The following is a 12,486-nucleotide window of genomic DNA, read 5'->3' as shown; positions in this document are numbered from 1 at the left end:
AATTGTTATAGCATGGGCGCTTGCTCATTATCATAGGATGTATCGTTTCGTGAAAAAAACTGTCTCCACACTCGTGCTCCTAGGTGCCTTCGCCAGCCATGCTGCTAGCGCGCAAACACAAGAGTGCTCAGCCGAAGCCTTAATGACTGCCAATCAGGAAGTCCAAATCCAGATGGCCCAGTTTGCCGAGCAAAGAATGTCCTCGGACGCACAAAACGACGATGTAATGGCTGAAATGGAAAGAATTCTTCAGAACGCGAATGTTAATAGCACAATCAATAAGCACGCTGACGAGCTTGAAATGATGCAGCCAGGCTCTAACCACCAGCCTTCTCAAGCGCTGTGTGATGATATGTATGCCATGAATGATCGCCTGAGTGCAGAGTTGCAACAGCGCTAGTAGAGCGCTCTCTCGGATGAGGGGCGCGGCGGTTAGCCCACGCCCTTTTCCGTCACTTAGCGATGCATCAATCCTCGCATCTAACGCCTCACTTTTTCAGCACCGTGTCCATACGCGACAACGCTGCTTCCAACTGTGAAGCGGTGGTGCCAAAGTTAAGCCGCACAAAGCCGGGGCAACCAAAGGCCGCTCCGTCCGAGAGCGCCACGCTCGCCTCGTTCAGCAGCGCTTGATATGGCGCTTCACCCAGCCCTGCCTCGCGCATATCCAGCCATGCTAAATAGGTGGACTCAGGCGCATGCCAATTAACGCCCGGCCAAGTCGCCACGCGCGCTTGTAGAGTATCGCGATGCTCGCGCAATACGTTTAACAACTCCTGCCGCCACGCCTCTCCATCACGGTAAGCGGCCTCAGTCGCCACCAGACCGAGCACATTGCCGTCAGGAAGTAGCCCTTTCGCTGCGGAGGCAAATCGCTTGCGCAGCGTGGCATCGGGAATCACCGCGCAGGCGCTAGTTAAACCGGCTAAATTAAAGGTTTTAGACGGTGCCCAAAGCGTAATGGTGCGCTTCGCTAACTCAGGAAATGCCGCGGCCAACGGGCGATGCTGCGCTCCCTCGTTTAATAGCAGGTCACAGTGAAGCTCGTCTGACACGACCCAAAGGTCGTGTCGTTTTACCAGCGCCGCCAGCGCTGCGAGCTCTTCATGCCGCCATACACGGCCGGTAGGATTATGAGGCTGACACCACAGCAACAAGCGTGTTCTAGGCGTAATCGCCGCCTCCAGGGCAGCGATATCGAGCTGCCAAGGCTCACCCGGCGCTGAAGGTTGAGCCAGCATAGCCTGCTGAGGAAGCCGCCCCGTTCGCTCAGCCACCGCCAAGAACGGCGGGTAGATAGGCGCAACGGTCAATACGCCGTCGCCAGGCTCAGTCAGCGCTAAGGCTGCTAGATGCAGTGCAGGCACCACGCCCGGCAACCACTGCTGCCATTCGGGTTGAATGCGCCAGTTATAGTGCTGGACACTCCACTGACACAGCGTTTCTGTTAACGTAGCCGGCACCTCGCCATAGCCATAAACACCGTGGGCCACCCTCGCCTGCAGCGCATCAATGACCGCTGGCGGCGAGTAAAAGTCCATATCGGCAACCCACAGAGGTAAGATATCGTCACCGTAACGGTGCCATTTCTGTGATGCCCAGCCACCTTCTGGATGGCGACGGTCAATAGGCGTGGCAAAATCATAGGCCATAAAAAATCTCACTCATTCAATAGGAGTTGTGCTGAGCATGCCGCAAGATGACTTTTATACCAAGATGCGCGCGGGGCTTCCCGCTCTTCTGCGCCAGTGGCGTGCACTAGGCCAGGCGGATGCTGACCGCTTGGCGCTGATTCTCGCCGAGACGGCACGGGTAGCCAAGCTGGGCGAGCCTGAGACTACGCCTAGCGGCTCAACGCTCGATTCATGGAGCACGGCCAGCGCTGATGACATCCCCCTTTGGGCACCCCGTACGGCGGTATTTTTGCTCAATCAAATGCCCGCTCGCCCGACACCAGATAGCGATGCCGAAGCCTGCGCCTGGGCTTACTGCTGGCTTCGGAACCGGTCATTTGACTCGCTTCAGGCCGCTCATGAGGCGCTCCCCACGCATTTAAAAGCATCGTTGCATCATGCACTAGAGGCAGCGTGGCGCGACCAGCAAGGGCTGCGCTTAGTCTAAATAACGACACTTAAGCATCAATATCTTTCGAATCAAATAGTTAAAATTACAATAGCAATACCATAACCGTAAGGGCAACGCCGCATGTTAGAAATTCCGCTCACTTGGCAGCTAGCAAAACTCGGCCTCTCAATCAGTATGGTATTGGGCCTGGGTGCGATTGCGATGCGTACGAGCCCTCGCACGGCCGGGCTGCTCGCCGGCTATCCGCTGGGAACGTCTTTGACACTGTTTTTTATCGGTTTAGAAATTTCCCCAGCGTTTGCGACCCAAAGCGCAATACATACGCTGGCGGGCTTTACCGCAACAATAGCGCTAGGCGCCGGTTACTTAGTGGCAGGCGGACGTCAGCCCGGCATTAAAGGCATGGCGAGCGGCGTGGCCGGTGGCTTTATAGCATGGTTCGCGGCCAGCAGCCTGCTCACTCAGTTTGATTTCACGCGAACCAGCGGCACGCTAGTCACGCTGTGCGCCATTGGCGTATTTAGTGCGCTGTTTCGCGCGATCCCAGATGTAAAAAGCCCCGCTAGCCGTGCGTTTTCGCTATCCGCGCTTGCCGCGCGCGCCTGCCTTGCAACCGTCATTGTGTTTACAATAACCCGGCTAGCGCATTGGCTACCGCCCGCCTGGGCAGGCACCCTAGCGGCTTTTCCTGTCACGATGTTGCCCTTTCTGCTGATCCTACATTTGAACCATGGGATGGCACCGGTAGCCACCGTCATTAAGCACTTCCCGATGGGGCTAGGTTCACTGCTAAGCTACACGCTATGCGTTTCCTATACTTATAGCTCGCTGGGGCTTTTGTGGGGCACATTGGCTGGATTCGCAGCGGCAACGCTCTGGCTGCTGGGGTGGATGCAGTTAACCGCGTGGTATCAGCGCCGTTCCACTTGACCAAGCGCTTGCTTGGGTTAATCCTGAACGGACTTTGTTGCTAACAATAAGGATACTCCATGTTCACCCGTACCATTGAGCCCGCGTTTTATGACACCGACGCGCTAGGACATATCAATAACACGCGGCTGCCCGCGTGGTTTGAACTCGCCCGCAATGACTTGTTTAAACTCTTCACACCCGATTTAAACCCTAAGCAGTGGCGTTTGATCATGGCGCGCATGGAAGTCGACTATCGGGCTGAACTGTTTTACGGTCACGATATCGAAATACGCACTTACCTAACTCGGCTAGGCAATAGCTCGTTTACAGTGACCCAGGAAGCCCGCCAGCACGGCAAGCTCACCAACCTTGGTCACGCCGTGATGCTGCAGTATGACCATCAGGCCAAATGCGCCGTACCGATCAAGGGCAGCCTGCGCGAAGCGCTGACGGCGCATTTACAGGATGCACCCGAACCTGCCTGATCGACGCCGCCCCGGCCAGCTGGGGCAACAGGAGCCCGTATAATGGCAATCCGTTACAATCTCTGGCTAGATCCTGACAACGTTGCCCAGCATCGCGCTGTCGAGGCCGATCTTGAGCATTATTTTATGGAACGCTTCGCCGACTATCCGCATATCCGCTTGTTCGGTGCCGACCCCTACGATTATGATGCCCCCTTCAACCGCCTTTATGACGTGTTAATGGCACGAGCCGCTGAATACTGTGAGCGGACGTGGTGCTATGTCGCGTCACCCGAACAGCTCAACCGCTGCTTTTTCCGTGCTGTTGGCCGCTCAAATAAATTTGTGAGAGACCAGCCCAATGGTGATACGCACCAATCAAGTTCCTGACGAGCGTCAGCTCGCCATTATTGCCCAGCAGCTTGGCCGCGCACCGCGTGGTATCGAAGCCGTTGCCGCCACTGACGGTGAAGGCACACCTCTAGTTCTGCGTATGGAACCCATTGTCGATGGTAAGCCTTTTCCAACGCTGTACTGGCTTTGCTCAGACGTGCTTAAAGTCGAGATTTCACGCATTGAAGCCGTTGGTGTTATCAAAGCGCTGGAGCAGCGTCTTCAGGAAGAGCCCGAGTTTCTTGAGGCTTACCAACAGAGCCACCGTGATTATGTCACCGCTCGCTGGGACTACATGAGCGACGCTCAGCGTGAAGAAGTCGCACAGCTAGGCTATACCGAGGTGCTGACCGAGCGCGGCATTGGTGGTATTACTAATTGGCACCAGGTGCGCTGCCTGCATACTCAGTACGCCCACCATTTATGCGGTGACAATGTGATCGGGCAATGGATGGATCAGCAGCATCAGATCGACCGCTACCTGCCCTAGCAGCCGCTCATTTTTAGCGTAAGGAGTTAACTGGATGGCTAGAATTTGCGTTTACCTTGGCTCCCGTGAAGGCAACAGCCCCGGCTTTCGCCAGGCAACCAATGCGCTCGGCCGTGCACTGGCAGAACGTGGACACACACTGGTTTACGGCGGCGCGCGCCTTGGCCTAATGGGCGAGCTGGCTAATGCGGCTCTGGAGGCTGGCGGCGACGTCATTGGCGTGATGCCCGACCACTTAGTTGATCGCGAGCAGGCGCATTTTGGCTTAAGCGAACTGATCAGAGTGCGCAATATGCACGAACGCAAAGCCACCATGGCGGCGAATGCCGATGCTTTTATTGCCTTACCCGGTGGCATTGGGACATTTGAAGAGCTGTTTGAAACATGGACGTGGGGCTATCTCGGCCTACATACCAAACCTATGGGCTTGCTCAACGTTGATGAGTTTTACTCACCGCTGCTAACCTTTTTAGACAGCACCGTCGGCCATGGCTTTTTAGCCTCGGCGACTCGCGACATGTTACTAGACGCAGCGACGCCCAATGAATTGCTTGATGCACTAGAAGAACAGCTATAGGGCGGAAAAAGAAGATATAGTGCGGAAGGAGAAGAACGTGGCTAGCGGCCCGCATGCTCGGTGAGATGGCGGGTATGCTGATAGGTAAGTTGCAGCAAGCGGGCATCCTCACCTGCACGATGGCGGTGAATGCCGCGCTCGGCGATCAGCGTTTCTTTGGTGTCGCTCCACAGCGCCTGCTGGTCTTCGCTAAGCAAAATTCTTAATGCTTCAAGACGAAAACGCGGCAGCATTCCTGCGTGGTGAAAGAGCAATGAGAGCCACGTATTGTCGTAGCCCCAGCTATCGCTGTAGGCCATTCCCAATTCGCTCATCTCATCATTCAGCCACTGCGCGACTTGACGAACCGGATAGCCTTCCCGAATAAGACGAGCACGGGAAATACCGTGCAGCAGTTCGGCCTTAGGGTCCCAGTGCGTCCACTCATCCAGTGGTTGAATCAGGAAGGCGCAACAGCTTCCATCGCCGCGAGCGATACCCACTTCAATAGGATAGCTGCCACGCCCAAAGCCGGACGCTTCAATATCTAGCACTGTGGGTAGCGTCTCGGACACAAACTTCCTCACTCAATCAAAAAGCAGTCGCGGTTTCAGGCCGCGGCTACTTCGTCTAGCGGCTGTGGAGTAGCTTGACGCTGCCAGTAAGCCGCCTGCTCACCGTCAACGGCCAATCCTAGTTCACCCAAGCGATAGGCTTGAGCAAGGCGCTCAGCGGCTAACGAATGACCGGCTTGAGCGGCACGTGCGTACCAAGTAACCGCGTAGTCTTCACGACGCGGGTATTGAACACAGCCATGTTCGTGGATTTGTGCGACCTGGTACTGTGACCTTAGGTCTCCAGCATGCGCGGCTTCCAAAACGTAACGCGCTCCGCGCGCTTTGTCTTGCGGGGTTTGGCTACGATGAAACAACATATGGCCATACATAGACAGCGCATCAGGATGCCCCGCGTCTGCACAGCGTTTAAATAAACGCATCGTTAAGCGCTGCGTACGCTTCGAGCGCGGCAGCAGCCAGCGATTATGAGACAGCCTTTCGGCAAGTCTAAATTCTAGCTGAATAAACAATATTGATGCCTGCAACATGGCAAACCAACCTGCCTATCTGTTGAAACCTTGGGCTAGCAGTCACTCAAAAATTGACGCCAACCACACGAGAAACCGGCCTTTAGCCGGTCGACGGGCTGGCAAGCATACGCCTGCCTTAGCGACGACTCAACCCCATTAATTTGCTGCTTTTGCAACGCCTCGCTAACATGCCCTACACACGCCGTGAACTATTCTGGTAATGGCTGCTTATCTTGTCGCAATTCCACCTTAGCAAGGAGATATAAATGCAAACGCGCCCACTTGGCAGAACGGGTATGAAGGTCAGTAGACTCTGCCTAGGAACGATGACGTTTGGTGAGCAAAATAGCGAAGCCGAGGCTCACGAACAGCTTGATCGCGCCGTGGCGTTTGGTATTAATTTCATTGATACCGCTGAAATGTATCCCGTTCCTCCGATGGCCAAAACTCAAGGCCTCACCGAGCAGTATGTCGGTAGCTGGCTAAAACAGCGTGGCTCAAGGGACGATGTCATTATTGCCACCAAGGCCGTTGGGCCAGGCATTGAACATATTCGCGGCGGGCCTCGCCTGACGCGCGATCATATCCACCGTGCCATCGATAGCAGCCTTGAGCGGCTAAACACAGATTACGTTGACCTCTACCAGCTTCACTGGCCCGACCGCCAAACCAACTTCTTTGGCAAATTGGGCTATGTGCATAGTGACGACGAAGAGGCGACGTCACTCGAAGAGACGCTTTCGGCGCTTAAAGAGTTAGTCGATGCGGGTAAAGTGCGTGCCATTGGGCTCTCTAATGAAACGCCATGGGGAGTGATGCGGTCACTGCAGCTAGCCGACCAGCTCGACCTACCGCGTGTCGCCTCGATTCAAAATCCGTATAGCCTTCTCAACCGCTCCTTTGAAGTGGGCTTGGCTGAGATTGCTCACCGTGAAGAGGTCGGCCTGCTTGCCTATTCGCCGCTAGGGTTTGGTGTGCTCTCGGGTAAATACCTCAACGGTGCTCAGCCTTCGAAAGGTCGCTTGACGCTTTATGAACGCTTCAAACGCTATACCTCGCCAGAAGCAGAAGCCGCGACGCAGGCCTACGTGACGTTGGCCCAGCAGCATGACTTGGATCCGGCACAAATGGCGCTCGCGTTTGTTAACTCCCGCAGCTTCTTAACCAGCAATATTATTGGTGCTACCACCATGAACCAGCTGGAAAGCAATCTTGCCAGCGAAAGCCTAAAGCTTGATGACGAAGTACTCGAGGCGATCGAAAGCATCCACCGCAGAATGTCGAATCCCTGCCCATAAAAGATTTTAAAAAACAGATGTTAAAGACTGCTTCTAGGGGCAGTCTTTAAACTGCACTATCCCCTTATGCACCAAGCTATCGCGTCTATAGCCTCAGCCTTCGTCAAGGCTTGGTATACTGCACTCACTTATGATGATTCCAGGAGTACGCGATGCTGAGCGTTATTTCTCCGGCGAAAACGCTGGACTTTGAAACACCGTCAACGACAGAAGATGTCACTCAACCCAGTTTTTTATCTCACAGCCAACCGCTTATCGACATTCTGCACGATTACTCGCCGCAGCAAATCAGCGAGCTAATGGGCATCAGCGATAAGCTGGCAGGGCTGAACGCTGCGCGCTTTAAAGAATGGCAGCCCCCCTTTACATTGAGTAATGCCAAACCTGCCGCGCAGGCTTTTCAAGGCGACGTCTACACCGGCCTACAAGCAGAGTCTTTCAGCGAAGCAGACAATCGCTATGCGCAGTCGCACTTACGCATACTTTCCGGCTTATATGGCCTGCTACGGCCATTGGATTTAATTCAAGCCTATCGCTTGGAAATGGGCACTAAGCTAGCCAATAGCGCCGGTAGTGATCTTTACGCCTACTGGAAGCCTATTTTGACACCGGCTCTCAGTGAAGCTATTGCTGAGAGTGGCTCTAACGTGCTGGTCAATCTCGCGTCTAATGAATACTTTAAAGCGATAGCTGCTAAAAAGCTCAACGCAAGAATCATTACGCCGGTATTTAAAGACGAGAAAAACGGTACGTTCAAGATCATTAGCTTTTATGCAAAAAAAGCGCGCGGACTGATGAGCGCGTGGCTGATTAAGGAGCAGATCAACGATCCAGACCGCCTTAAAGGCTTTACCGTCGCTGGCTATCGCTTCGATGCAGCTTCATCACATGGTGATTCGTTCGTTTTCACCCGTAAAGAAACGGATCGCTAGAGAATCAGGTCTAGAAAAAACGGACTGGGCGCGCTGAGCGGGGCTTTAAAAACTGCTGATGTGCCTCTTTAAATAGCGCCGTGTCGCAACGGTGCAGCCATTCATAGGCCACCATATCGGCTGACACAGCGACTGCCCCGCTCTGACAGGCGCGCTCACGGGCAAGCACCGCTTCCTGAGGGCGTCGGCTAGCCGAGGCATCGCTCAGCCAGTACAGCTCGTAGCCTGCCTCTAATAGCCCTAACCCTGTTTGCAGTACGCAAATATGGGCTTCCGTTCCACACAAGACGATCTGTGTTTTTCCCGTAGCGTTGAGCGCTTGGCGAAAATCATTCTCAGCCATGGCACCAAAATGCTGTTTTTGCCAAAGCCGATAATTGTTGCCCAGGCAGGCGAGCAGTGACGCCGACGTGCCTTCCAGCTTGTTTGGCGATTGCTCGGTTAGCCATACCGGCACCTCAAGCAAGCAAGCTAGTTCACCAAGCCAAGCCGCCTCGCTAACGGCTTCTTCACCTCCGTCAATCACAGGCAGCAGCCGCTCTTGAAAGTCGACCATTAAGAGCAAGCTTTTATCACGCTGTATCTGCACGTCGACTCCTGCCTTTCAGCTGTTATCGTTGTTAGAACCATTTATCGTTATTAGAACCATAGTCGACATTATATAAACAACAAAGCAGCCGCTTTTCAGCGACTGCTTTGGCTAATGCATGTATCTAATTCTCGGCCTAGTTTTCGGCAGCGTCTTCCATATTCTCGCCTAACTCTTCCATGCTCTCACCGGCACTTTCGGCGCTCTCGTCAATGCTTTCACCGGCTTTTTCAGCAGGCCCTTTATTATCACAAGCGACCAATCCGCCTGCCATAAAGGTCATCAATAGTGCGATCGCTAACTTCTTGGCTAATGACATCGTCATCTGCGTCTCCTCCTGAGATTTTACGTCACAACACATTCTAAACAATAAGCAGCAGAGCCGCTGCTATATCTCGCAAAAAAAGACGCAAAAAAAATCCCCCGGGGCTTTCGCCCTGGGGGATTTTTCGTATAAATGCCTGACGATGACCTACTCTCGCATGGGGAGACCCCACACTACCATCGGCGCTAAGCGGTTTCACTTCTGAGTTCGACAAGGGATCAGGTGGTTCACGCGTGCTATGGTCGTCAGGCGTAACTGGCGGTATATCATGCTGTTTGTGACTGTTTCATCTTTTACGTGCCGCCTGCCTGTCTCACTGTTTGTGAGTTAGCTGAGCCACACGCTGCGTATCCGGCTTTTTTGATGCGTTAACATCATCACGTTATCATTTTGAGCCAGACCCCTTGGGTGTTATAGGGTCAAGCCTCACGGGCCATTAGTACACGTTAGCTCAACGCCTTGCAGCGCTTCCACACCGTGCCTATCAACCAGCTGGTCTCGCTGGGCCCTTCAGGAGGCTCTAGGCCTCAGGGATGTCTCATCTTGAAGGGGGCTTCCCGCTTAGATGCTTTCAGCGGTTATCCCGTCCGACCATAGCTACCCGGCAATGCCACTGGCGTGACAACCGGAACACCAGAGGGTCGTCCACTCCGGTCCTCTCGTACTAGGAGCAGCCCTTCTCAAACATCCAACGCCCACGGCAGATAGGGACCGAACTGTCTCACGACGTTCTAAACCCAGCTCGCGTACCACTTTAAATGGCGAACAGCCATACCCTTGGGACCGACTTCAGCCCCAGGATGTGATGAGCCGACATCGAGGTGCCAAACACCGCCGTCGATGTGAACTCTTGGGCGGTATCAGCCTGTTATCCCCGGAGTACCTTTTATCCGTTGAGCGATGGCCCTTCCATACAGAACCACCGGATCACTAGAACCTGCTTTCGCACCTGCTCGACGTGTCTGTCTCGCAGTCAAGCACCCTTATGCTCTTGCACTCAATGCACGATGTCCGACCGTGCTGAGGGTACCTTCGTGCTCCTCCGTTACTCTTTAGGAGGAGACCGCCCCAGTCAAACTACCCACCACACACTGTCCTCGATCCGGATAACGGATCTGAGTGAGAACGCCAATGATGCCAGGCTGGTATTTCAAGGTTGGCTCCCTTCGAACTGGCGTCCGAAGTTCAAAGCCTCCCAGCTATCCTACACAGGCAACATCAGCGTCCAGTGTGAAGCTATAGTAAAGGTTCACGGGGTCTTTCCGTCTAGCCGCGGGTACACCGCATCTTCACGGCGATTTCAATTTCACTGAGTCTCGGGTGGAGACAGCGTGGCCATCATTACGCCATTCGTGCAGGTCGGAACTTACCCGACAAGGAATTTCGCTACCTTAGGACCGTTATAGTTACGGCCGCCGTTTACCGGGGCTTCAATCAAGAGCTTCGCCTTGCGGCTAACACCATCATTTAACCTTCCGGCACCGGGCAGGCGTCACACCCTATACGTCCTCTTACGAGTTAGCAGAGTGCTGTGTTTTTAATAAACAGTTGCAGCCACCTGGTATCTTCGACCGGTTCGGGCTAGGAGAGCAAGTCTCTTCACCCTACGCCGGCGTGCCTTCTCCCGAAGTTACGGCACCATTTTGCCTAGTTCCTTCACCCGAGTTCTCTCAAGCGCCTTGGGATTCTCACCCTGACCACCTGTGTCGGTTTGGGGTACGGTCGCACATGATCTGAAGCTTAGAGGCTTTTCCTGGAAGCGTGGCATCAGTGACTTCCTGACCGTGGTCAGTTCATCTCGTGTCTCGGCTTTAAGATCCCGGATTTTCCTAAGATCTCGGCCTACTCACTTTCACCAGGACTACCAACGCCTGGCTCACCTAGCCTTCTTCGTCCCCCCATCGCAACCATGTCCGGTACGGGAATATTAGCCCGTTTTCCATCGACTACGCCTTTCGGCCTCGCCTTAGGGGCCGACTCACTCTGCTCTGATTAGCATCGAACAGAAAACCTTGGTCTTCCGGCGAGGGAGTTTTTCACTCCCTTTATCGTTACTCATGTCAGCATTCGCACTCGTGATACCTCCAGCAGACTTCTCAATCCACCTTCATTGGCTTACACGACGCTCCTCTACCGCTCATTCCGAAGAATGAACCCGTAGCTTCGGTACCTGGTTTAGCCCCGTTACATCTTCCGCGCAGGCCGACTCGACTAGTGAGCTATTACGCTTTCTTTAAAGGATGGCTGCTTCTAAGCCAACCTCCTAGCTGTCTAAGCCTTCCCACATCGTTTCCCACTTAACCAGGATTTCGGGACCTTAGCTGACGGTCTGGGTTGTTTCCCTTTTCACGACGGACGTTAGCACCCGCCGTGTGTCTCCCACGCTGTACTCACCGGTATTCGGAGTTTGCCTCGGGTTGGTAAGTCGGGATGACCCCCTAGCCGAAACAGTGCTCTACCCCCGGCGGTAATACGTGAGGCGCTACCTAAATAGCTTTCGAGGAGAACCAGCTATCTCCGAGCTTGATTAGCCTTTCACTCCGATCCACAAGTCATCCAAATCTTTTTCAACAGATCCTGGTTCGGGCCTCCAGTTGATGTTACTCAACCTTCACCCTGCTCATGGATAGATCGCTCGGTTTCGGGTCTATATCCAGCGACTGTGTCGCCCAGTTAAGACTCGGTTTCCCTACGGCTCCCCTATACGGTTAACCTCGCCACTGAATATAAGTCGCTGACCCATTATACAAAAGGTACGCAGTCACAGAACAAGTCTGCTCCTACTGCTTGTACGCACACGGTTTCAGGATCTATTTCACTCCCCTATCCGGGGTTCTTTTCGCCTTTCCCTCACGGTACTGGTTCACTATCGGTCAGTCAGGAGTATTTAGCCTTGGAGGATGGTCCCCCCGTCTTCAGTCAAGGTTTCTCGTGCCCCGACCTACTCGATTTCACATGATCAGATTTTCGACTACAGGGCTATCACCTGCTACGGCCAGACTTCCCAATCTGTTCGTCTAATCAGTCACATGCTTAAGGGCTGGTCCCCGTTCGCTCGCCGCTACTAGGGGAATCTCGGTTGATTTCTTTTCCTCAGGGTACTTAGATGTTTCAGTTCCCCTGGTTCGCCTCTTACACCTATGTATTCAGTGTAAGATACTGACCTTATGGTCAGTGGGTTTCCCCATTCAGAAATGTCCGGGTCACAGGTTGTTGCCACCTCACCGAACCTTATCGCAGGCTACCACGTCTTTCATCGCCTCTGACTGCCTAGGCATCCACCGTGTGCGCTTCATTGCTTGACCCTATAACCCGAAGGAGTCTGGTATCTCGCAATGATAACGTTCATTTGCCG

At 53.9% G+C, this 12,486-nt stretch carries 14 protein-coding genes and 2 rRNA genes; 9 read left to right on the top strand and 7 right to left on the bottom strand.

Features of this window, described 5'->3' with window-relative positions:
• Positions 1-49: 49 nt before the first annotated feature.
• The gene (locus KUO20_RS01700; RefSeq protein ID WP_235041195.1) at positions 50-400 is read left to right on the top strand and encodes a hypothetical protein; all 351 of its coding nucleotides are present in this window, start codon (positions 50-52) and stop codon (positions 398-400) included.
• Positions 401-488: 88 nt separating this feature from the next.
• Here the strand turns inward: KUO20_RS01700 and KUO20_RS01695 are convergent, their stop codons facing one another.
• On the bottom strand, positions 489-1,652 hold the full coding sequence (locus KUO20_RS01695) for a MalY/PatB family protein (RefSeq protein ID WP_235041194.1): 1,164 nt from the start codon (positions 1,650-1,652) through the stop codon (positions 489-491).
• A 37-nt stretch (positions 1,653-1,689) separates the two neighbouring features.
• Between KUO20_RS01695 and KUO20_RS01690 the strand changes: the two genes are divergently transcribed.
• From KUO20_RS01690 to KUO20_RS01665, 6 genes are all read left to right on the top strand, one after another.
• Complete coding sequence (locus KUO20_RS01690; RefSeq protein ID WP_235041193.1) at positions 1,690-2,121, top strand: hypothetical protein; 432 nt, start codon at positions 1,690-1,692, stop codon at positions 2,119-2,121.
• 84 nt (positions 2,122-2,205) lie between these two features.
• Positions 2,206-3,015 carry a hypothetical protein gene (locus KUO20_RS01685; RefSeq protein WP_235041192.1) on the top strand — a complete coding sequence of 270 codons (810 nt, stop codon included), beginning with the start codon at positions 2,206-2,208 and terminating at the stop codon, positions 3,013-3,015.
• A gap of 59 nt (positions 3,016-3,074) precedes the next feature.
• Complete coding sequence (locus tag KUO20_RS01680) at positions 3,075-3,482, top strand: acyl-CoA thioesterase (protein WP_235041191.1); 408 nt, start codon at positions 3,075-3,077, stop codon at positions 3,480-3,482.
• A gap of 42 nt (positions 3,483-3,524) precedes the next feature.
• Positions 3,525-3,851 carry a hypothetical protein gene (locus KUO20_RS01675; RefSeq protein WP_235041190.1) on the top strand — a complete coding sequence of 109 codons (327 nt, stop codon included), beginning with the start codon at positions 3,525-3,527 and terminating at the stop codon, positions 3,849-3,851.
• Positions 3,823-4,344, top strand: a complete 522-nt coding sequence (locus KUO20_RS01670) for a DUF501 domain-containing protein (protein WP_235041189.1) — start codon at positions 3,823-3,825, stop codon at positions 4,342-4,344. The genes KUO20_RS01675 and KUO20_RS01670 overlap by 29 nt, the downstream gene beginning before the upstream one ends.
• 34 nt (positions 4,345-4,378) lie before the next feature.
• The gene (locus KUO20_RS01665; RefSeq protein WP_235041188.1) at positions 4,379-4,921 is read left to right on the top strand and encodes an LOG family protein; all 543 of its coding nucleotides are present in this window, start codon (positions 4,379-4,381) and stop codon (positions 4,919-4,921) included.
• A 41-nt stretch (positions 4,922-4,962) separates the two neighbouring features.
• On the opposite strand, the gene KUO20_RS01660 is transcribed toward KUO20_RS01665, so the two are convergent.
• Together KUO20_RS01660 and KUO20_RS01655 are read right to left on the bottom strand one after the other, a co-directional pair.
• A complete protein-coding gene (locus tag KUO20_RS01660) occupies positions 4,963-5,475 on the bottom strand; it encodes a hypothetical protein (protein WP_235041187.1) in 513 nt (170 codons plus the stop codon).
• Between the two features lie 35 nt (positions 5,476-5,510).
• Positions 5,511-6,005 carry a tetratricopeptide repeat protein gene (locus KUO20_RS01655; RefSeq protein ID WP_235041186.1) on the bottom strand — a complete coding sequence of 165 codons (495 nt, stop codon included), beginning with the start codon at positions 6,003-6,005 and terminating at the stop codon, positions 5,511-5,513.
• Between the two features lie 248 nt (positions 6,006-6,253).
• Here KUO20_RS01655 and KUO20_RS01650 point away from each other — a divergent pair, with 248 nt between their 5' ends.
• Entirely contained in the window at positions 6,254-7,285 is a 1,032-nt protein-coding gene (locus KUO20_RS01650) for an NADP(H)-dependent aldo-keto reductase (protein WP_235041185.1), read from the top strand.
• A 152-nt stretch (positions 7,286-7,437) separates the two neighbouring features.
• Complete coding sequence (gene yaaA, locus KUO20_RS01645; protein ID WP_235041184.1) at positions 7,438-8,217, top strand: peroxide stress protein YaaA; 780 nt, start codon at positions 7,438-7,440, stop codon at positions 8,215-8,217.
• 10 nt (positions 8,218-8,227) lie between these two features.
• On the opposite strand, the gene KUO20_RS01640 is transcribed toward yaaA, so the two are convergent.
• The 4 genes from KUO20_RS01640 to KUO20_RS01625 form a co-directional block, all read right to left on the bottom strand.
• Complete coding sequence (locus KUO20_RS01640) at positions 8,228-8,806, bottom strand: isochorismatase family protein (protein ID WP_235041183.1); 579 nt, start codon at positions 8,804-8,806, stop codon at positions 8,228-8,230.
• A 136-nt stretch (positions 8,807-8,942) separates the two neighbouring features.
• Positions 8,943-9,131: a hypothetical protein gene (locus KUO20_RS01635; protein ID WP_235041182.1), complete on the bottom strand. Its 189-nt coding sequence runs from the start codon at positions 9,129-9,131 to the stop codon at positions 8,943-8,945.
• 134 nt (positions 9,132-9,265) lie between these two features.
• A 5S ribosomal RNA gene (rrf, locus tag KUO20_RS01630) occupies positions 9,266-9,381 on the bottom strand.
• 165 nt (positions 9,382-9,546) lie between these two features.
• Positions 9,547-12,436 (bottom strand): 23S ribosomal RNA (locus KUO20_RS01625).
• Positions 12,437-12,486 lie beyond the last annotated feature (50 nt).

It is taken from the genome of Vreelandella profundi (assembly GCF_019722725.1).
Classification (GTDB): domain Bacteria; phylum Pseudomonadota; class Gammaproteobacteria; order Pseudomonadales; family Halomonadaceae; genus Vreelandella; species Vreelandella profundi.
The sequence above is the reverse complement of the archived record's forward strand: the minus strand, read 5'-3'. Positions and strand labels throughout refer to the sequence as shown.

Coding starts and splice junctions, on each gene's coding strand:
- KUO20_RS01695 (WP_235041194.1), bottom strand. CDS start 1,652: ATGGCCTATGATTTTGCCACGCCTATTGACCGTCGCCATCCAGAAGGT.
- KUO20_RS01690 (WP_235041193.1), top strand. CDS start 1,690: ATGCCGCAAGATGACTTTTATACCAAGATGCGCGCGGGGCTTCCCGCT.
- KUO20_RS01685 (WP_235041192.1), top strand. CDS start 2,206: ATGTTAGAAATTCCGCTCACTTGGCAGCTAGCAAAACTCGGCCTCTCA.
- KUO20_RS01680 (WP_235041191.1), top strand. CDS start 3,075: ATGTTCACCCGTACCATTGAGCCCGCGTTTTATGACACCGACGCGCTA.
- KUO20_RS01675 (WP_235041190.1), top strand. CDS start 3,525: ATGGCAATCCGTTACAATCTCTGGCTAGATCCTGACAACGTTGCCCAG.
- KUO20_RS01670 (WP_235041189.1), top strand. CDS start 3,823: ATGGTGATACGCACCAATCAAGTTCCTGACGAGCGTCAGCTCGCCATT.
- KUO20_RS01665 (WP_235041188.1), top strand. CDS start 4,379: ATGGCTAGAATTTGCGTTTACCTTGGCTCCCGTGAAGGCAACAGCCCC.
- KUO20_RS01655 (WP_235041186.1), bottom strand. CDS start 6,005: ATGTTGCAGGCATCAATATTGTTTATTCAGCTAGAATTTAGACTTGCC.
- KUO20_RS01650 (WP_235041185.1), top strand. CDS start 6,254: ATGCAAACGCGCCCACTTGGCAGAACGGGTATGAAGGTCAGTAGACTC.
- yaaA (WP_235041184.1), top strand. CDS start 7,438: ATGCTGAGCGTTATTTCTCCGGCGAAAACGCTGGACTTTGAAACACCG.
- KUO20_RS01635 (WP_235041182.1), bottom strand. CDS start 9,131: ATGACGATGTCATTAGCCAAGAAGTTAGCGATCGCACTATTGATGACC.